This window comes from Flavobacterium selenitireducens (assembly GCF_014748335.1).
GTDB classification, from domain to species: domain Bacteria; phylum Bacteroidota; class Bacteroidia; order Flavobacteriales; family Flavobacteriaceae; genus Flavobacterium; species Flavobacterium selenitireducens.
In genome coordinates, this window is record NZ_JAAVIY010000006.1 from 123,392 (window position 1) to 143,232 (window position 19,841).

16 protein-coding genes are annotated in these 19,841 nt (G+C 48.8%); 6 read left to right on the plus strand and 10 right to left on the minus strand.

The genetic code is table 11. From position 1 onward, the window contains the following. The first annotated feature begins 40 nt into the window (after window positions 1-40). A complete protein-coding gene (locus tag HC229_RS10855; protein ID WP_191020510.1) occupies window positions 41-223 on the plus strand; it encodes a CAL67264 family membrane protein in 183 nt (60 codons plus the stop codon). Here HC229_RS10855 and HC229_RS10860 read toward each other — a convergent pair. Next, window positions 203-1,237, minus strand: a complete 1,035-nt coding sequence (locus HC229_RS10860) for a hypothetical protein (RefSeq protein WP_191020511.1) — start codon at window positions 1,235-1,237, stop codon at window positions 203-205. The two genes, HC229_RS10855 and HC229_RS10860, sit on opposite strands and share 21 nt — an antisense overlap. Window positions 1,238-1,389: 152 nt before the next feature. Between HC229_RS10860 and ettA the strand changes: the two genes are divergently transcribed. Together ettA and HC229_RS10870 are read left to right on the plus strand one after the other, a co-directional pair. Continuing rightward, window positions 1,390-3,084 (plus strand): energy-dependent translational throttle protein EttA, encoded by a 1,695-nt coding sequence (ettA, locus tag HC229_RS10865; RefSeq protein WP_191020512.1) that lies wholly within the window; start codon window positions 1,390-1,392, stop codon window positions 3,082-3,084. Window positions 3,085-3,165: 81 nt separating this feature from the next. Continuing rightward, window positions 3,166-5,364 carry a tetratricopeptide repeat-containing hybrid sensor histidine kinase/response regulator gene (locus HC229_RS10870; RefSeq protein WP_191020513.1) on the plus strand — a complete coding sequence of 733 codons (2,199 nt, stop codon included), beginning with the start codon at window positions 3,166-3,168 and terminating at the stop codon, window positions 5,362-5,364. A 138-nt stretch (window positions 5,365-5,502) separates the two neighbouring features. Here HC229_RS10870 and HC229_RS10875 read toward each other — a convergent pair whose 3' ends face one another. Beyond that, entirely contained in the window at window positions 5,503-6,765 is a 1,263-nt protein-coding gene (locus HC229_RS10875) for a DEAD/DEAH box helicase (protein WP_191020514.1), read from the minus strand. Window positions 6,766-6,937: 172 nt separating this feature from the next. Further along, window positions 6,938-7,972 (minus strand): arginase family protein, encoded by a 1,035-nt coding sequence (locus HC229_RS10880; protein ID WP_191020515.1) that lies wholly within the window; start codon window positions 7,970-7,972, stop codon window positions 6,938-6,940. 124 nt (window positions 7,973-8,096) lie between these two features. Here HC229_RS10880 and HC229_RS10885 point away from each other — a divergent pair, with 124 nt between their 5' ends. Then, complete coding sequence (locus HC229_RS10885; protein ID WP_191020516.1) at window positions 8,097-8,978, plus strand: hypothetical protein; 882 nt, start codon at window positions 8,097-8,099, stop codon at window positions 8,976-8,978. A gap of 44 nt (window positions 8,979-9,022) precedes the next feature. On the opposite strand, the gene hutI is transcribed toward HC229_RS10885, so the two are convergent. Then, on the minus strand, window positions 9,023-10,261 hold the full coding sequence (gene hutI / locus HC229_RS10890; protein ID WP_191020517.1) for an imidazolonepropionase: 1,239 nt from the start codon (window positions 10,259-10,261) through the stop codon (window positions 9,023-9,025). A gap of 104 nt (window positions 10,262-10,365) precedes the next feature. Between hutI and corA the strand changes: the two genes are divergently transcribed. Then, window positions 10,366-11,454 (plus strand): magnesium/cobalt transporter CorA, encoded by a 1,089-nt coding sequence (gene corA / locus HC229_RS10895; protein ID WP_191020518.1) that lies wholly within the window; start codon window positions 10,366-10,368, stop codon window positions 11,452-11,454. A 54-nt stretch (window positions 11,455-11,508) separates the two neighbouring features. Here corA and HC229_RS10900 read toward each other — a convergent pair whose 3' ends face one another. From HC229_RS10900 to HC229_RS10910, 3 genes are read right to left on the minus strand one after another with little or no spacing between them, the layout of a single operon-like run. After that, entirely contained in the window at window positions 11,509-12,006 is a 498-nt protein-coding gene (locus HC229_RS10900) for a hypothetical protein (RefSeq protein WP_191020519.1), read from the minus strand. After that, complete coding sequence (locus HC229_RS10905; RefSeq protein WP_191020520.1) at window positions 12,003-12,686, minus strand: peptidoglycan DD-metalloendopeptidase family protein; 684 nt, start codon at window positions 12,684-12,686, stop codon at window positions 12,003-12,005. Before HC229_RS10905 ends, HC229_RS10900 begins: the two co-directional genes overlap by 4 nt. Continuing rightward, on the minus strand, window positions 12,687-13,595 hold the full coding sequence (locus tag HC229_RS10910; protein WP_191020521.1) for an NAD(P)/FAD-dependent oxidoreductase: 909 nt from the start codon (window positions 13,593-13,595) through the stop codon (window positions 12,687-12,689). It lies immediately after the preceding gene. Window positions 13,596-13,625: 30 nt separating this feature from the next. On the opposite strand from HC229_RS10910, the gene HC229_RS10915 reads away from it, so the two are divergent. After that, window positions 13,626-13,931, plus strand: a complete 306-nt coding sequence (locus HC229_RS10915) for a hypothetical protein (RefSeq protein WP_191020522.1) — start codon at window positions 13,626-13,628, stop codon at window positions 13,929-13,931. Here the strand turns inward: HC229_RS10915 and HC229_RS10920 are convergent. The 3 genes from HC229_RS10920 to HC229_RS10930 form a co-directional block, all read right to left on the minus strand. Further along, on the minus strand, window positions 13,924-14,172 hold the full coding sequence (locus tag HC229_RS10920) for a hypothetical protein (protein ID WP_191020523.1): 249 nt from the start codon (window positions 14,170-14,172) through the stop codon (window positions 13,924-13,926). The two genes, HC229_RS10915 and HC229_RS10920, sit on opposite strands and share 8 nt — an antisense overlap. 126 nt (window positions 14,173-14,298) lie before the next feature. Continuing rightward, the gene (locus HC229_RS10925; RefSeq protein ID WP_191020524.1) at window positions 14,299-16,707 is read right to left on the minus strand and encodes an alpha-ketoacid dehydrogenase subunit alpha/beta; all 2,409 of its coding nucleotides are present in this window, start codon (window positions 16,705-16,707) and stop codon (window positions 14,299-14,301) included. A gap of 214 nt (window positions 16,708-16,921) precedes the next feature. Further along, entirely contained in the window at window positions 16,922-19,753 is a 2,832-nt protein-coding gene (locus tag HC229_RS10930; protein WP_223845586.1) for a gluzincin family metallopeptidase, read from the minus strand. Window positions 19,754-19,841 lie beyond the last annotated feature (88 nt).

Genomic DNA, 19,841 nt, shown 5'->3' on the forward strand with positions numbered 1-19,841 from the left:
ACGTTGAATTTTTCCGATATTTGCCGTTCTGATTTTACTTATGAAAACAAACAAAAATACAATCCTCGGCTGGGCGGCATTTATCATGGTGTTGATGGGATTGCTGCTCATCGGTCTCGGAATATTCAGGTACGACGATGTCGCAGGATGGGGCTTCGGCGCCGTCGGATTGGGTTTCCTGGCAAATGCCTGGGTCTTTAGTTCACTTAAGGGCCGCCTCTGATTTTGAAAACGCCCTGGCGAAAATCTGGGACACCACTTTTTCGGGCTGCAGCCATTCGTTGAAATAGGCCAGTCCGTTTTGCTCGATTTTACGTCTCAACGCCGGGTCGGAACGCAATAATTCGACTTTCTGGGCAATGTCCGCTTCCGAACCGTCCGTGTACACGATATGGACGCCGTCCAGCAACGGACTCGGCAACTCGCGCATCAGTGGTGTGGAGAGGATCGCTTTGCGCATGGCCAAAAATTCCCCTATTTTCCAACCGTGGCATTTTCCAACGGCCGGCGTACTAAAGGTCGTCAGCGACGATTTCGTAAGCTCGAGATATTCGTCGAAATCAATCCTCTTTTCAATCGTAAGCGATTCGAAACCCGGGACGTCGTTGTGCTTTCTAGGGGAAAAACCGCCCGTAAAGTGAATTCCCTTGAGTTTTTTACAGGCATTGATGAAGTTCGCGCGAAAACGGTTGGTTTCCGGTTCGAGCTTCCATAGTGACGAGGCGAAAAATACGTTGCTGTCGTCTGATGGTTTGTCGTTGTGATAAGCCGAAAGGTCGTGGCGGTTCATCTGTGCCCGGTATTCCCCAAAAAAATAACGCGCACGCTGGATGCGTTTTCTGCCTTTGTAAAAGTTGGACAGCACGAGCAATACCGTTTCCAATTTGGAAAACACCCGAATGGCGAAACTCGGGCCTATCGAAAACAATTTTTCAGGATGTGCGCATTCGATCTCGCTGTTGATGTTGACCTTTGCATAATGGTCGCACCATGCGATACCGTGGGTGTCGATGTAATCCACGTCGCCAAAATCGATCACGACCCTCGAAAGTTCATTGCCGCGTGCGATGACAATTGGGACGATACGGCCATTGTGCTTGAACTTGTCAAAATAGGCAGATGTGAATTTTATCGAGTTCTTTCCGTAAAGCTTCCGGATTCCGTAAAGGTAGAAGGAGGCGTACAGTACGTTACAGCACGGGTCTACGTAAATCGTGAGCTTCTCGGTTTGTTTCATCGCATCAGACGGAATTGCTTGGTCGATGCAAAAATAACCAATTGTGGATAATTATCGGTTCGGCCCCTGGGAATTTTGCGTGTTCGTGGGTTATTTTTGAATAAAGATTATCTTTGTCATCCGCAAATTAAAATTTTACAAAATACGATATCATGTCAGACGATAAGAAAGTCATATTCTCAATGTCGAAGGTTTCCAAGACCTATTCGGCAAACAACAAGCAAGTACTCAAAGACATCTACCTGAGCTTTTTCTACGGAGCGAAAATCGGTATTCTCGGTCTCAACGGTTCCGGGAAATCCTCTTTGCTGAAGATCATCGCCGGCGTCGACAAGAATTACCAGGGCGATGTCGTGTTTTCTCCTGGTTACACCGTAGGCTATCTCGAACAGGAGCCTCAGCTCGACGAGAACAAGACGGTGATCGAGATCGTGCGCGAAGGCGTTGCCGAAACCATGGCCGTGCTTGAGGAGTTCAACAAGATCAACGACCAGTTCGGTTTGCCGGAAGTGTATGAAGATGCCGATAAAATGCAGAAACTCATGGACCGCCAGGCTGAGCTCCAGGACAAGATCGACGCACTCGGCGCCTGGGAAATCGACAATAAGCTAGAGGTTGCCATGGACGCCTTGCGCACGCCGGATCCCGACACGCCGATCAAAGTGCTTTCGGGCGGTGAAAAGCGTCGCGTGGCGTTGTGCCGACTGTTGTTGCAGCAACCGGACGTCTTGCTTCTCGATGAGCCGACGAACCACCTCGACGCCGAATCGGTATTGTGGCTCGAACAACATTTACAGCAATATCCGGGAACGATCATCGCCGTGACCCACGACCGATACTTCCTTGACAATGTCGCCGGATGGATCCTCGAACTCGACAGGGGCGAAGGCATTCCGTGGAAAGGAAATTACTCGTCATGGCTCGACCAGAAATCCAAGCGATTGGAACAGGAAGAAAAGACAGCTTCCAAGCGCCGAAAAACGCTCGAGCGCGAGCTTGACTGGGTACGCCAGGGAGCGAAAGGCCGACAGACGAAGCAAAAGGCGCGTCTTCAGAACTATGACCGATTGTTGAATGAAGACCAGAAAGAACTAGAGGAAAAACTTGAATTATATATCCCGAACGGGCCGCGTTTGGGAACCAATGTGATCAATGCCGAAAAGGTCGCCAAAGCTTTCGGGGAAAAACTGCTGTACGACAACCTGAATTTCGTTTTGCCTCAAGCCGGAATCGTCGGGATCATCGGACCCAACGGAGCCGGAAAAACGACGATTTTCAAAATGATCATGGACGAGCTCCAGCCTGACGGAGGCGAATTCAAGGTAGGCGAAACCGTTAAGATCGCTTACGTAGATCAGGCGCATTCGAACATCGACCCTGAAAAATCGATCTGGGAAAATTTCGCCGACGGACAGGAACTCATCATGATGGGCGGCAAATCCGTGAATTCACGCGCTTATCTGAGTCGCTTTAACTTCGGTGGATCCGACCAGAATAAAAAAGTCGCGACGCTTTCCGGAGGCGAACGCAACCGCCTGCACCTGGCCATGACGCTCAAGGAAGAAGGAAATGTATTGCTTCTCGATGAGCCTACGAACGATTTGGACATCAACACCTTGCGCGCACTCGAGGAAGGGCTCGAGAATTTTGCGGGTTGCGCCGTCGTCATCTCCCACGACCGTTGGTTCCTGGATCGCGTCTGCACGCATATCCTGGCGTTCGAAGGAAATTCCGAAGTCTACTTTTTTGAAGGAAGTTTCTCAGATTATGAAGAGAATAAGAAGAAACGACTCGGCGTCGATCTGACACCTAAGCGAATCAAATACAGGAAACTGATCCGAAATTAGTAAAAGAAAAGCCCCGATTTTAACAGTCGGGGTTTTTATATTAGGTCAATCCTTTTATATTTACGCACCAAATCTATCGCATTGCCTGTATCACGCAATATTTTCCTACTGCCGCTGCTTTTAATGGCACTGGGTTTTCACGCCCAGACGTCGCCGTATACGGCACAAGGGATCGACAAGCTCAACGACAAGGCAGACAAGTTTCTTACGGATCTCAACTTTCGACAATCACTGCGATACTCACGCGAGGCGCTCAAGCAAGCGATATCGTTGAAGGACAACTTCCGTATCGCATACGCCTACAATACCATTGCAGGCAATTACGACGAACTTTCCGAAAACGACAAAGCCATTTATTACTACAACAAAGGTTTATCGTACGCAAATAAGACGGAGAACGACACGCTCAAGAACTGGCTCAACAACAATCTCGGGAACATGCATTTCTTCGAGAAAAAAAATTACGAGAAAGGCATTGCGTATTATCAGGCGGCGATCCACCATGGCGAAAAGATACGCGACACGTCTGAAATCCTGTTCACCAAACTCAACCTTGCCTGGGCTCATTTCGACATCGGATTGTACGATCAGGGCCAGCCATACCTGGAATATGTGAACGAGCATTTTGAGAAGTTCGGGCGCAAGAATCTCAAGGCCGCGCGTTTGTTGCTCAACGGAATGCTCGAGAGCGAACGTGGGCGCAACAAATCGGCCGATGCTTACTTCAGGCTGGCGATGGATATGGCGATCGCAACCGACGAAAAGCTCGATCTTTCGTATTCGTACGAGGAATATTCGAAATTTCTGGCCAAGACCGGCGACCACAAAAATGCGTATCGCTATTTGCAGATGTTCGGCAAAATCAAAGATGAGGTCTACGACGCCGAAAAGCTCAAACGCGCGGCAACCGAAGGCCTCAACCTCGAACTCGACGAATACAAGCGGGCCGTCGACCGCATCGCCGCAGAAAATGAGATCCAGGCGTTGAGCCTCCGGAAATCACAAATTATCGTGATCTTGTTCATCGTCTGCTTTTTGGCCCTGACGTTGTTGCTTTACATGCTCAACAAAAACATCAACTTTCGTAAAAAAGTGAATGCGGAACTGCTCCAAACCAATGCCGAGCTCCATCTCGCCAAGGAAAAAGCGGAAGAAGCCGCACGACTGAAGACCCAATTCGTCTCGACGATCAGCCACGAGCTGCGCACGCCTTTGTACGGCGTCGTCGGCATTACGGATATGATTGCCGACGAGCACAAAGAATTGGTGAGAAGCCCGCATTTGAACTCGCTTCGGTTTTCAGCCAAATACCTGTTGTCGCTCGTGAACGATATCCTTCAGATCAACAAAATAGAGGAAAAGCGCGTGGTGCTCGAAAGCCATGTGTTCAACGTTTACGACGAAATCAAAACCATCAAGGATTCGCTAAAATTCATCGCCAACCGCAACCGAAACGAAATCAAAATCGATATCGATCCCGAGATTCCGGAGCTGTTGATCGGCGACAAGCTCAGGCTTTCCCAGATTTTCATGAACCTTGTGAGCAACGCCTTGAAGTTCACCGTTGACGGGCGCGTTGTTATCAAGGCCGAACTGCTCAAGAACATAGGGGAGAAGTTCTTCATCAAATTTGCCGTGAAAGACAACGGAATCGGGATTGCTTTGGAAGACCAGGAAAAGATTTTCGAGAAATTCGTACAAATCGAACGCAAGGAAAACGACTATCAGGGAACCGGACTCGGCCTGTCGATCGTCAAGCGGCTCATCGAGTTGTTCGACAGCGAGATCCATTTGAGCAGTATGCCTGAAAAAGGCACCGAATTCGATTTTACGATCGCCTTCGAGTTCAATCCGCAAAAGACAAACGAGATCATCAACAATATAGAGGTAGACCTTTCTACGGCAGCTTCCCACGAGGTTTTAGTCGTGGAAGACAACAAGATCAACCAGATGGTCACGCGTAAAATTTTACAGAACAACGGCTATCGTTGCAAAGTGGTCGACGACGGGCTATCGGCTATCGAATTATTGCGCAAGACCAAATTCGACATCGTCCTGATGGATATCAACATGCCGATCATCAACGGATTCGAAACCACAAGACGCATCCGACAATTCGACCGCGAGACGCCTGTCGTCGCCCTGACGGCCTTCGACAAAGAAGAAATTACCGAGGAAGCCCTTTCTTCGGGTATGAACGACATCATCATCAAGCCTTTTGAACCGATAAAGTTGTTCCAGATCATCAATTCGCAAATAGGGAAGCGGATGACGGAGTGAAAGGGGAGGTTCGTTTAGGGTTTGAAGTTTAAGGTTTGAAGTTTAAAGTTTAAGGTTTAAAGTTTAAAGTTTGGGACGGTTCGAAATTGGAACTTTGCTCGTAGAACTAATGTTATCGTCCAGGGCGTCCAAAAACTATTAATACCATCTCCGCTTGTTCTTTTTCGATCCTTCGGATTTTCGGGATTGGCCGTGCGATTTACCGCTGCGGTTGTTTTTAGGTTGCTCAACCGGAGTTGCGATCGTCCCCGGCGCCTCGCCTTCCTTCCACGGATAAGGATGATCCTCGACAATCTTAACGTCTACTTTGATAAGTTTCTGGATGTCTTTCCAATACGGCGCCTCGTCAAGTCCGCAAAGTGAAATGGCGACGCCACCGTTTCCGGCGCGTCCCGTACGTCCGATGCGATGAACATAGGTTTCGGGAACGTTGGGCAGGTCGAAATTGATGACGAACGGCAATTGCTCGATGTCGATTCCGCGCGCGGCGATGTCGGTCGCGACCAAAACGCCGACTTCGTTGTTCTTGAACGCTTCCAAAACACGCTGGCGCGCAGATTGGGACTTGTCGCCGTGAATGGCTTCGGCCGCCACGCCTTTCTTGCGCAACGAACGCACGACATTGTCCGCTCCGTGTTTGGTACGCGTAAAAACCAGTACGTTATCGAGTTTTTCGTTTCTGATAAGATGGTACAACATATTGCGCTTGTCCGACTTGTCGACGAAATAAATGCGTTGTTCGACCCTCTCGGCCGTTGACGAAACCGGTGCAACCTGGACGTTTGTAGGATCGGTAAGGAACATTTCGGCCAATTCGCGTATCTGCATCGGCATCGTGGCCGAGAATAGCAAGGTCTGACGGTTGTCCGGAGTGAGTTTTACGATCTTTTTTACGTCGTTTACAAAACCCATGTCGAGCATTTGGTCGGCTTCGTCCAAAACCAATGTGTGCAAATGGTCGAGGTCGATGAAACCTTGTTTGTGCAAGTCGAGCAGGCGGCCCGGAGTGGCAATCAACACGTCGACTCCGCGTTTTAACTGGTCGACTTGAGGAACCTGGGAAACGCCTCCGAAGACGGTGAGTTGGCGCAGATTCGTGTAGCGTCCATAGGTTTCAAAACTTTCCCCGATTTGGAGCGCCAGTTCGCGCGTTGGCGTAACGACAAGGGCGCGTATGACTTTGTGGCGTTTTGAAGTGCCGATGTTGCGATGCAGATTGTGTATGATCGGGATGGCGAAAGCCGCGGTTTTACCGGTTCCCGTCTGTGCGCATCCCACGATGTCGCGTCCTTCAAGGATGACCGGGATAGACTGCTGTTGGATGGGAGTAGGCGTGGTATATCCTTCTTCGGATACCGCCGTCAATATGGATTTGGATAATTGTAGATCTTCGAATTTCATAAGTGTGCCATTTTGGGCAGGCGGCAAAGATAGGCTTTTGGCCGCTTAATTGTTCATTTTATTCCGCGGCACTGCATACGGTCCGGCTGCGGCGCGGGAGTTTGTTTGATCATTTGTTGGTTTGGGATCGTCGGAAAATACGTCGTCGTAATGCCCGATGTCAGCCAATGATTCAGGCATGCTCACGCGCCTTGACGAAATCCGTAAGCAGATAGCCGATCAATTTCCCGATCAGGTGTTTGTTTTTCTCATCCCCGAGATCCGGAGCGCCTTCGCAAATGTGCAGGTAGGCCGCATTTTTGTGACGTGCAAAAAAGTGAACGAATTTTCGCGCCTTCGCCACCGAGAAGCCGCTATAGGTCATCGTACTGCTGGCCACATCCGGAATCGCGTCGAGATCGATCTCTATGCCGAATGCCTCCGATGAGACGAATTGAAGGGCATTTTGCATTTCGGAATCGAAGTCCTTCTCGCTCCGTATGGAAATCTCGTCGTAAGTCGTGTATTGCACGCGGTTTTCGAGCTTTTTTATGTTTTGGAGCACGTTTTTGGACACATAATTTTCGTGGAGTCCGAAGATGAAGTATTTTTTGAGGAAACCTTCTTCGAACGCATAGTGGAAGGCATTGCCATTGTGTCTTCCTTCGAGTATCCTGAAATCTGACTGTGAGTCGAAATTGATGGCGTTGACGGGTTTTCCTTTTGCAAGCGCCGTCCCTTTTATGTTACCGTAGGCGTTATTTTGTCCGCCTCCGATAATGATTGGGATTTTTCCTGCTTTTACGATCGAGAAAACCAGGTGGGACACTTCTTTGTCGATCGATTGCACCAACTTGCTTATGGCGAGCCGGTCGTGTGTGTCGGAGAAGTCAAAACTTTCGGCTGCCCGCATCTCGGCCGCGACATCGAGATGGCCCAATGCCAATATATCGCTGCCTTTGCAAAAACGGTTGTGTTGCAGATTGGCGATGCTTTCCAGCGCATTCTCCCATGCCGAAGCGGCGCCCGGCCGACCGGAGTTGGCACGTATACCAATGTCTTCAGGAATTCCGAACAGCACAAAACGCGCCTCGCAACCGGCCATGAAAGCAAGCGGGTCGGCAGATTTGGGCGTGGTAAGCATCTTTTCTCCAAAACGGATCTCACCGCTCCTGTGCCGCGTCAGCTTAGCGAGATCGCTCGGTTTGAGCACAACCAGTTTTTCCATTTATTCGCAATTTGAGCCAAAAATACGCAATTATATAAACTTTCGTTAATAAGGTTGTAAGACCCTTTTAAAAATTTAAATTTGTTAAAATTTAACATTTCAACCAACTTAAACCCAACACACTATGGAAAATCAGAACAGCAATTCTAAATTAAAAGCGATTGTGGTAATCCTCGCGCTTTTACTTGCTGGAAGCCTGGCGTATATGTACAAAATGAGCAGCGACGCCAAATCGACACAAACCGTTCTGGTAAAGGAAAAAGATGATGTCATGAAAGACCTTCAGGCACTTAAGGCGACATATGACACGGCGATAGCGGAAAATACTTCGATGTCCGACGAGCTAATAGCCGAAAGGGAAAAAGTCGTCAAATTGATGTCCGACCTTGAAAAATCAAAGAATGACGTTGCCGGCCTGTCCAAATATCGCGACCAGTATCGCGCGCTTCAAGGCCGTATGAAAACGATGATGGCCGAGGTAGAAAACCTTAAAAAGGAAAATGCAGGACTAGTCGTACAACGCGACAGCGTCCAGAAAGCCTATGGCGAACAAAAACGTTTCAACGACACGTTGGTCGTACAAAACGAGAACCTGGCCAAAACGGTGGAAAAAGGATCGAAGCTCGTCGTAATGAACCTGCGCACCCAAGCTCTTAAACAAAGGAGTTCCGGCAAGCAAATCGAAACCGACAAAGCCAGCCGTGCCGACAAACTGAAGGTTTGCTTCAGCATTGCCGAAAACAAGATCGCCAATTCAGGAGAAAAAACTTATTATGTGCAAATCATCGACTCCAAGAACAATGTTTTGGGCGACAAGCTTACCGAAACGTTCGGGTCGGATACGTTGACGTACAGTTTCACCACCACGGTAGCTTACCAAAACGCATCGGTGGACGTTTGTGAATTCCTTGACGGAAAAGGAAAGGACTTCGAGAAAGGGACTTACTTTGTGAACATTTTCGACAAAGGAGAACTGGTTTCAAAAACGAGTTTCAACCTGAGATAAAATCTAAGAAAAAAACTAAAAAGCCCGTTAACAGCGGGCTTTTTTTATTTAAAAACTTTTCCGTTTAACATAACCGTTTCGATGAGGTCGCTTCCGAAACGGTAGGGAATCTCATAAAACGAACTAATCGGTTTCGTAATGATGAGATTCGCCTTTTTTCCGACGGTAATGCTTCCGTGCGTCGCCGATAGTCCCATCGCGTAAGCCCCGTTTAGCGTGGCGGAGTTGATGGCTTCTTCGGGTGTCATCTTCATTTTGATGCAGGCCGTCGCCACTACGAAATTCATGTTGCCCGACGGCGTGGTGCCGGGATTGAAATCGGATGCCAATGCGAGCGGAAGTCCCGCGTTGAGCATCTGTCGGGCGGGCGTATACGGAATGCTGATAAAATACGAACACGACGGCAAGGCGACCGGCATGGTCTGGGTGTTTTTAAGAACTTCGATGTCTCCTTCGGTAACGATTTCAAGATGGTCGACCGACAGCGCGTTGAATTTTACACAGGCCTCGATGCCGCTTATCGCCGTAAATTGGTTCACATGCACTTTGGCCTGTAGGCCGAATTCAAGTCCGGCCTGCATGATGCGTTCGGTCTCGGCAACCGAGAAATAACCGGTTTCGCAAAACGCGTCTATGTAATCGGCGAGATTTTCGCGCGCAATCGTCGGAAGCATTTTCTTTACGATCAGGTCGATATAACCGTCGTGGTCGCTCTTAAATTCCGATGGAAAAGCATGGGCTCCCAAAAATGTCGCCTTGACGGCCGCCGGATGATTCTCTTTCAATCGTTTGATGACGCGCAGCATTTTGAGTTCGCCTTCGACAGTCAGCCCATAGCCCGACTTAATTTCTACAGCGCCCGAACCTTGTCTCATGACTTCCTCCAGTCGCACTTTGGATTGCTCGTAGAGTTCGTCTTCGGAAGTTTCGTTGAGTTTTTTCGCGGAGTTGAGAATACCGCCTCCGCGATTGGCAATCTCCTCATAGCTGAGCCCGTTTATGCGATCTACGAATTCCTGGGTGCGGTTCCCAGCGTACACGATGTGCGTATGGCTGTCGCACCAGGCGGGAAGCACCACTTTGCCTGAAGCGTCGACGGTTTCGGCACCATCGATTTCTGGTAAGTCGTCCATCGATCCGAAGCCGGCGATTTCCTCATTGTCGATGAGCAGCCAGGCATTTTCTATAAGCGGAAGTTCGGCCATGGCGAGCCCTGAGATCTTTGCAATCGAAATGTCGCGAATCTGTAAGAGTTGCCTGATATTGGTAATGAGTGTCTGCATCCGGATGAGTCGTTAAGAAACCCAAAAGTACTAATACTAAAATTTCCGAAGTCGCATCTGACGAAAAATCAAATCGCTTATCTTTAATCAAAATAATAGCACAGGTGAGGCGCATCAGATACAAAAAAGGGCGAAAGGTCCAACCTAACTTTTTCGAATACACGGGGCTTTTCAAAAGCGATCCCGTGGAAATGCAGCTTTTCGTTTACAATTCAGAAGGTTACGAAGAATACCAGTCGTGTTCGCTCGACCGGATGGAAAAGGAATTGCGCGATCCGTCCCAGACACATGACGTCAAATGGCTCAACATCCACGGGCTTCACGAATCCGTGCTGATCCAGAAAATCGGGGAGTTTCTCGATATCGAGCCCATCATTATCGGCGATATCCTCAACGTCAACCGACGGGCGCGTATGGAAGAGGCGGACAACAAGTTGTTTTTCAGTATAAAATCCATCCTGGCGGAAGACAAGGACGATTTCAAAAACCTTCGCGTGGAGCAAATCAGCTTCTTGATGCTTGATAATTTACTGGTTTCGTTCCAGGAGAAAAAAAGCGATTTTTTCACCCATTTGCGCGAGCGGATCCGAACCGGAAGCGGGATTGTCAGAAAGCGTGGGAACGATTACCTGTTGTACCTGTTGCTCGATGCGGTAATGGAAAACTTTTTCATCACGCTTGAACGTTTTGAAGAGGAGATTGAAAAATTGCTGACCGACGCCAAAAATGCCGATAGTCCCGTCGTGCTCGAGCGCATCGAAAAAAGCCGGGACGCGTTGAACTTCCTCAAACGTGCCGTCGTGCCGCTGAGAGATGCGCTTTACAATCTAAAAAGCATAAAGGAAGACGATGATTTTGACGGAATCGAACGCTCGAACTACACATTCTTTGCGCGTCTGCACCAAAAGTGCCTGGAAATCCTCGATCAGATCGAATACGACACCAACACCCTCGAAAGTGCGTCGAACATATTTTTTTCGTCCCAAAACCAGCGCATGAACCAAATCATGAAAACGCTGACGGTGTTCTCAGTGATTTTTATGCCGCTGACGTTCATCGTAGGCGTATACGGCATGAACTTCGAAAACATGCCCGAGCTCAGAACCCAAAACGGCTATTACTCCATTTGGATCATCATGATCGTCGTGGCATTGGGAATGGCGGTTTATTTCAAACGCAAAAAATGGTTTTAGTAATTGCAAATTGATAATTGACAGTTGAATGCGCTCGAATTACACCAATATCAATTATTTGATAGGGTCATATTTTTCTACCCAATCGGTACTTTTTATCGCGGTGACTTTGTTTTCCTTATTCATGATCACACGCAGCTCTTTGTTGGCGATTTTCTTGGAATAATCGGCTTTGTAGCGGTAAACATTAGTGTCGTCCTTTTTGTTGTGAACGATTTCGACAAGTGTCAGGTCTTTGAAATCCCCATACTTGAGGCGAAACTTGTGGCAGGTTTTAGTGATTTTCGATTCCGTTGTATTAGCGATCACGTTGGGCGTGGCTTCGCTTGAGTTGAACGGGCGAAAACGGGAAGTATTGCAGGCGTTGAGCACGCGCTTACCGAAGTCATAGGCGCGCTTTTTCTGTTCGGAATCGGCTTCGTCGATCGGGATCCGGTCATTTGTCGCAATTTCGTTTTTTGGCTTTGAAGGAGTCTTGGACGCCGATTTTTGCTTCGACTTACACGAAGCCAGAAAGGCAACGACAGCTAAAATCAGGATTACTTTTTTCATGTTGTGTGTTTTATTTTAAGCAAAATGTTTGGGTCGGGGCAGTTGTTTCGGTAATGTTCGAGGTCGTCCTGGGAACAGACGCCGGGATAATCGCCAAAATTACCTTCCAAATCAATGACGATCTGGAAATGCAGGTGAGGCGGATAGTCGCCGTTGACGGACGCTTCTCCTAACGTCCCGATCTGTTGTCCTTTCCCGACATCATCTCCGATTTCTATCGTTTCTATGCTTTCGGCAGACAAATGTCCGTAAAGCGTAAAAAACGAAACTCCATCGAATTCGTGTTCAAGGATAATCGTGGGGCCGTAGTTTCCTTTTCCCGCATTGAAGTCAAAACTGTGGACTTTTCCTTCAAGCGCGGCCAGTACGGGCGTTTCGGCTTCTGCCCAAATGTCGAGCCCGATATGGATATCTCGTTCTTGTTCGGTTTCATCCTGAAAAAGCTCGCTGCGTTTGTAAAGGGTTCGTTTTTCCAGATATCCTCCAAACGCTGCCAACCCGTTCCGATCGTCAATAAACTGATCGATATATGCCGAAAAACCGTCCGAATCGGAAACCAGTTCCACTGTTACATCAGGATTATCCGAAGACAGATCAATACTGCGGAAGCGGTCGTATCGAATCGTGGCATCGAGCACATGGACGTCTTGTTGTTTCAGTAGAAAATCGTGCAGATCCATTTAAAAAATTTCGTTTACGAGTTCGTGGTTGATGCAAATGCCGGCAGTATTTCCGGATGCGATCGCCCTCGCCAGGGAACGCATCGCCATCGTGTTGTCGCCACATGCAAAAAGTCCCGGGACGTTGGTGCGCTGGGATTCATCGACAATGACAAAGCCATGGTTGTCTAGATCGCAGCCCATCGCGATCGGGATTTGCGTGCTTTGGCGAACGCCTGCCCTTGCATAAATGGCGTCGAAGGCTTCGGAAGTTCCGTCGTCAAATACGACGCTGGTCACATTACCGTCCGAATGCAGGATTTCGGATATGACTTTCGGATGCACCGGAATTTCCTTTTCCTTTAAAACACCAAGCGCCTCGAACGAAAAAGGCTCGTTCCCATTGGTGAGCAACGAAATATCGCGACTCCACTGCCTCATGAGTTTCGCCATTTCAAAACCCGCCTGGCCGTGCGCGAGAATTCCGATTTTTTTATGCGCAATCTCAAATGCGTGGCAATACGGGCAATGGATGGCGGTTTTTCCCCAACAAGCTGAAAAACCCGGAATTTCGGGTAAGATATCGGTCACACCCGTTGCGAGCAATACTTTTTGCGCCAGGAAAGATATACCGGTTTCCGTCGTGACCTCAAATTCGCAGTCGCGTCCGGAAATGGCTTTAGCCCTTCCGCTAAAAAACGTCACGCTATGGTATTTGAGCACTTGTTCTTTCGCCTTGGCCGCGATCACTTCCGGAGCTTCGTTGTCGAAACCGACGAGATTGTGGGCGCTCGGGGAATTTCGGTTACAGGCTGAGTTGCTGTCGATAACCAGAACGTTTCTCAGCGATCGGCCGAGCGTCATAGCTGCGGACAATCCGGCGTAACTGCCTCCGATAATGATCACTTCGTAAACCGGAAGCTCTTCCATAATCTTGATTCGATAAGAATGTAATGTTTGTTGGATTATTTCACTTTGATTCTTGGCGGTGGAGGCGGAGGCGGCGGAAGCTGTCCCGGTTTTGGTGGCGGAGGCGGGGCCGGAACAGTAACTTCCACTTTGCCATCCGGCGACTTTACTTCGACTTCGCGAGGTTTTGGAGCATCTGCTTCTTGTACAGGAGGCGCGTCCGGAGGAACGACCGTTATTGTATCGTTCAACGGTTCCCCGGGAGCGGCTGGATCGTTTCGATCCTTACACGATGCAAGTGCAAGAAACACACAGGCCAATAAAATAGATCTGACTTTCATGCCGAAGCTTATTTAACTTCGACTTTGGTCTTCCCGTCTTTTACCTCTACGTCAGTGTTGTCGCCGTCTACGTTAACGCCCTCTTTGCCCACTTCAACGGATGTTCCGGACGTGTCCTGTGGAGTTTCGACGGCTGGAGGCGGAGGCGTCACTACCACGGTAGTATCCCTGCTTTCGATTGTCGTTTCTGTTTTTTTCTCGCAAGAAGCGACTGTTGCCAATGCGATCGCACCGAGCATAAGAATTGAATTTTTCATGACATTGTTATTTTGGTTAATGGCTTGAAGTTCGGCAGATATTCCCAAACCGCAATGGACTTCTTAAAACCATGTAACATTTAAGCGTAAAATAAAAAATCCGGCGATGAACCGGATTAATTTGTTTTAGTAAAGCGAAGGGTATCGTTTCCCGTCCAATTCGTTGAAGATCGCATAGACCTTTTCGTATATGTCTTCGGCCGACGGCTTCGAAAAATAATCTCCATCGGTACCATATGCGGGGCGATGCGCCTTTGCGGACATGGTTTGCGGCTTGCTGTCGAGAAATTGGTAGGCGCCCTGTTCGTCTACGATCTGTTGCAACAGATACGCGGAGGCACCTCCAGGAACATCCTCGTCGACTACGAGAAGTCGATTGGTTTTTGACACGCTTTTCGCAATGTCATGGTTTAAGTCGAACGGCAAAAGTGACTGGCAGTCAATAATTTCGCAATTAATGTTTACTTCCATCAATTCTTTGGCGGCCTGTTCGACGATCCTCAACGTAGATCCATACGATACGATCGTGATGTCCGAACCTTCACGAACTGTTTCCACGACGCCAATCGGTGTTTTGAATTCGCCAAGATTGTCTGGCATTTTCTCCTTCAGGCGATAGCCGTTAAGGCATTCGATGATGAGCGCAGGTTCGTCGCACTCCATCAACGTGTTATAAAATCCGGCCGCTTTTGTCATGTTTCTCGGAACCAGGATGTGGATTCCTCTCAACGCATTGATGATCATGCCCATAGGAGATCCGGAATGCCAGATGCCTTCGAGCCTATGGCCGCGCGTGCGCACGATCAACGGGGCTTTTTGGCGCCCTTTGGTGCGGTATTGCAACGTAGCCAGATCGTCGCTCATGATTTGGATGGCATACAAAAGGTAATCAAGGTATTGGATTTCCGCAATCGGACGCAAACCTCTCATAGCCATGCCGATTCCCTGTCCGAGTATGGTCGCCTCGCGTATTCCCGCATCGGCCACGCGCAAGTCTCCGTATTTTTCCTGCATGCCTTCCAAACCTTGGTTGACATCGCCTATATTTCCCGAATCTTCACCGAATACCAACGCGTTCGGATACTTTTGGAAAAGGGCGTCAAAGTTGTCGCGCAGTACGAGCCTTGCGTCGGCATCTTCGGCATCTTCGGCGTAGTGGGGCAAAACTTCCTGAACCGATGTGACATTTTGGGCCGATTCCGAAAACAGGTGGGAACTGAAATTGGGCTGTATTTTCCTAATATACGATTCGATCCAGCCGGCGAGTTGCAAGCGCAACGCGTCTTCAGGCAACAGCATTCGCAGGACTTTGCGGGCCGTGACAAGCAGGTCTTTTCGAATGGGTTCCTTTATCGACGCGGTTTCCGAAGCGAATTTCTCGATGAAAACGCGGTTGGCGCTTTGTCCGGCTATGTTTTGAAGCAGTCCGACAAGTTCCGTCTGCTCTTGTTTTATAGGGTCGAGATACGCACTCCAGGCGGCCTTTTTGGCCTCAAGCACCTCTTTTTTCGCTTCCGATTCCATTTCGTCGAGCAGGCCTTCCGCACAAAGGTCGTTGCGCAGCATCCATTCCCGCATCTGCTTGATGCAGTCGAAATCCGATTCCCATTGAAGGCGATCGGCATTTTTGTAACGCTCATGCGAGCCGGAGGTAGAGTGGCCTTGTGGCTGTGTGACTTCGGTTACGTGGATCAGGATCGGGATGTGTTCTTCCCTGGCGATCTTGGAGGCCTTGTCGTAAGTTGCCACCAACTCGGCATAGTCCCAACCTTTGCAGCGAAAAACCTCATAACCTTTGACGTTCTCGTCCCGTTGCAGGCCTTTGAGTATTTCGGAGATGTTTTCCTTTGTCGTCTGGTGCCTGGCGTGTACCGAAATTCCGTATTCGTCGTCCCAGACCGAGATGACCATCGGGACCTGTAAAACTCCGGCGGCATTGATCGTCTCGAAAAACAAGCCTTCGGACGTGCTCGCGTTTCCGATGGTTCCCCAGGCGATTTCATTTCCGAGTATCGAAAAGTTCGTGCTTCCCGGAATATGCGGTGCGTTCCTGTAAATTTTGGAAGCCTGAGCCAAACCCAGCAATCGCGGCATTTGTCCCGCCGTGGGCGAAATGTCCGAAGAGGAATTTTTTTGTACGGTGAGGTTTTTCCACGAACCGTCGGCATTGAGGCTGTGTGTGGCAAAGTGGCCGCCCATTTGGCGTCCGGCACTCATAGGCTCGTTTTCGAGGTCGGCGTGACCGTACAATCCGGCAAAGAATTGCTGGACCGTCAATTGGCCGATCGCCATCATGAACGTCTGGTCGCGATAATAGCCCGAGCGGAAATCACCGTTTTTGAACGCCTTTGCCATCGCGAGTTGCGGCACTTCTTTCCCATCGCCGAAAATACCGAACTTGGCTTTTCCGGTCAGGACTTCGCGTCGGCCCAAAAGGCTGCATTCGCGGCTGACCAGGGCGATTTTGTAATCGGTGAGGACTTCTTTCTTGAAATCCTCGAAAGTTAGGGTAGGAGCGGTCTCGGCTTGGTTCATGTGATCGTGGTTAGGAAACAAATGTAATGAAATTGTGTCGGAGTTGTTCCGTTCAATTCCACTTTTCGCATCAAATGACGATAATGCTTGGTATTTTTTACATTATGTGGATTTTTTGACGTCTAAACGGCGCATTTGTTTAGAATCTGCAAATCAAAATCCCGAATCTGCGAATTACCTGCCGTAAACGTCTCGAAATACGTCGTCATGCGAATTAAAACCATTTGCGCGTGAAGAGGTTGATCAGCGTCTTTGGATCGATCGTGACGATAAATCGGATCTTTTCATTGTAGCTTGGTTGTGCGATTTCCCATCCGTTGTTTGAATAGACAGGGAAATACAATTCAAAATAATCGGTGACGAGATTGAGCCTGACGCCGCTGTCGTAGACGAAATGCGGGTCGAGATAGCGACTCTTTACAAATCCGGCATCCCCATAAAGCTCGATCCAGTTCCACACGTTGAAACTCGCATTTACGGTCGTCATCCATTGGTTGGCGAACGGCTGGTCGAGCCTTGATTTGAACCCGCCTTCCGACAATATGAGTTGCTGGCTGAAAAGCCCGCTGCTTTCCGAACGTCCGTAATAATTGTAGTCAAAAAGATAATCGGTCGGGCGATCGAGTGCAAAACTGAAAAAGTCGTTCGAGGTTTTGTTGTACAAAAATACGCCTCCGTAAAAGCGAAGGTTGATCTGTCGGTTGTTTTCGAACAATTTTCTATACTCGAGCTCCACTGCGGTCTTCCCGAATTTGTTGGCCACTTGTACATCGGTGTTGAAAAACAGCGAATTCGTCACTTCCTGGCGATTGTTCGAATAGCGAAGGTTGAAAACCGAATAGTTCTCGTTCTCGTTGGGATTGTCCACAACAAAATCCGTCTTTTCGCGATAGACGATCACGTTGCGCACCATGATTTGCTCTTTGCGGTTGTCGCGGAAATTATCCTTGTTGCGAAACGTCAGGCGCACCATCGGGTTCAGTTTCAAATAAGACGCCTCGGGAGCATAGTGGAAATGATTGCCGCTGATCGAATAGCGGGCGTTGTAGAGTTTGGTCTCGCGGAAATTCTGGTTGACCGAGACGGCGTAGCTTCCCGTGAGCGATCGCGTTTTGGGCGAATAGATAGGGTTGATGTCGAACGTGAACGGCTTGTCGAGGATGGTTTTGTTGTGAAAGCGCAGCCCGGGCGAGATTCCGTCGTACAAATTGTAGCTCACCGATGGAACGTACAGTATTTGGTTGTAATACGGGTCTTCGAGGTCTTTCATGAAGTTGAATTTAATCGGACGGTTTCCCACCGAAAAACCCTTAAGCGACTTCCAGTTGTTGCGCAGGTTGTATTCCGGAACCTCGTTGTTGTAATTGATCACGATCTTGTCCGCTTCATTTCGTTCGAACGTAAACGTGCTGTCCGATGCTACGTCCTCGAGCCAATGCTTCCACACGACCTGTCCTTTCCTTACGCCATAAACCGGGACGGGAACCGTCGTGCCCGTCCTGTTGCGCAAGGTGACCGTAACCGAGTCTTTGGTTTTCTCGAGATCCGTGAACTTATAGTCGATGATGTCGCGCGAATTGATCACGGTTTCCAGGAACCAGTCGATGTTTTTGTATGCTTTCGTCTTGAGCAAAAATTCGAAATCCTTTCCGTCGGTTTGGTATTTGGTCGCAAAATCGTAAAACGCTTTGATCGTTTGTGGAACAACATCTCGCTCGAGGAAGTTGTCGAGGTAGCGAAAACTCAATCCGGCGCGGTATTTACCGGCGATCTGTTCGTTGAATTTGATGAGTTTGTTTTTCGAGAACCCGATTGGCTGGTCGAGGTTCTTGCGCGCCATCAGCATGTAAAAATAGCTGTACTGTTCGTTGAAGTCAAGATTGATAAGATGGTAACCCTTAAGTAGTTTCAATCCGGAAATTCCGCCCATCATTTTAGCTTTCGGATAATATTCGTCTATGTACTTCATCATCACATAGATCTGGATGCCGTCGTAAATCCAATTGTCGCGGCGGGCGTCGAGTTTAAGGCCGGTCTGCATATAGTTGCGCAGATAGGTCTTGAGGAATTTGATCTCGTACAGGAACGAATCGGGAAACGGGCTGATGAAACTCGGGAGTTGATTCAGCCCGTAAAACGGATTGCGCGCATAATCGGCTTCGGAAACGGTGATTTTCTCGAATGGATACGCCCCAATGTGCTCGTTTACATAATTTACGATCTTGTCTACGATGACCGCTTTCTGGTAATCGGTAACCTTGCTGCCTTCAATCCCGTTGATGACTTCCACGACGTCATTTTTGAAGCTGTGGAATGCGGAATTTTTCCCAATGTAGAGATTGAAGCTGTTGCGGTTCTTGCCCGAAAATCTCATTTTCGTCAAGTTCGCATCGGCATACGAATAAGAAGCGTCGAGATCGCTGTCGATTTCTACTTTCTTCAAAATGTTGATCTCCACGTCGTAGTCCGAAATGCCGTTTGCGATGTCGTCTATCCCGACGTTGCTGTAACGGACGAACTCGTGCCCGTCGTAACGTGCGGGCGTAAGAAACCAGTCTTTTAGGTAGTAGCTTCCGTCGTTGGAATAGCCGAATTTCGTGAATTTAGCAGACGGGATCTTGCTCACATATCGGAGCTCGATGATGGTTTTCTCGCCGGGAGCCAGTTTTTCACGCAAGTACACTTCGACCAGATCGGGATGTTTTTCCGGTCGGACGAATTCGAGTGTCCCGCCTTGTCCATCCGATATCAAAAGGGATCTGGTGCTGCCACGTTCGCCACTTTTGGCCAGATGGAAACCGCGCACGAACTCGTCCGAAAAGCGCTTGGCCAAAGGTGTGGACTTGCCCGAATAGGCGTGGTTCCAATCGTTGAGTACGACGGTGGTCAGCGTATCCGAAGTCTGGTTGAAAAGCGTAAGTTGCTGGAAAACCGTAATCTCCTTTTTCTCGTCGTCGAGATGGGCGATGATCCGCGAGTGATGTTGCGCCAGAGCCGCAAAAGGCAGGCAGGCGAACAGGAAAAGGAGCGAACGCGAAAAGATCAATCGAGGCAATGTTTTGGCTGGTTATAACGCTAAGGCAAGATACATATTGCGTTACAAAGTTGCGTGCGATGACAGAATTGTTTTACCG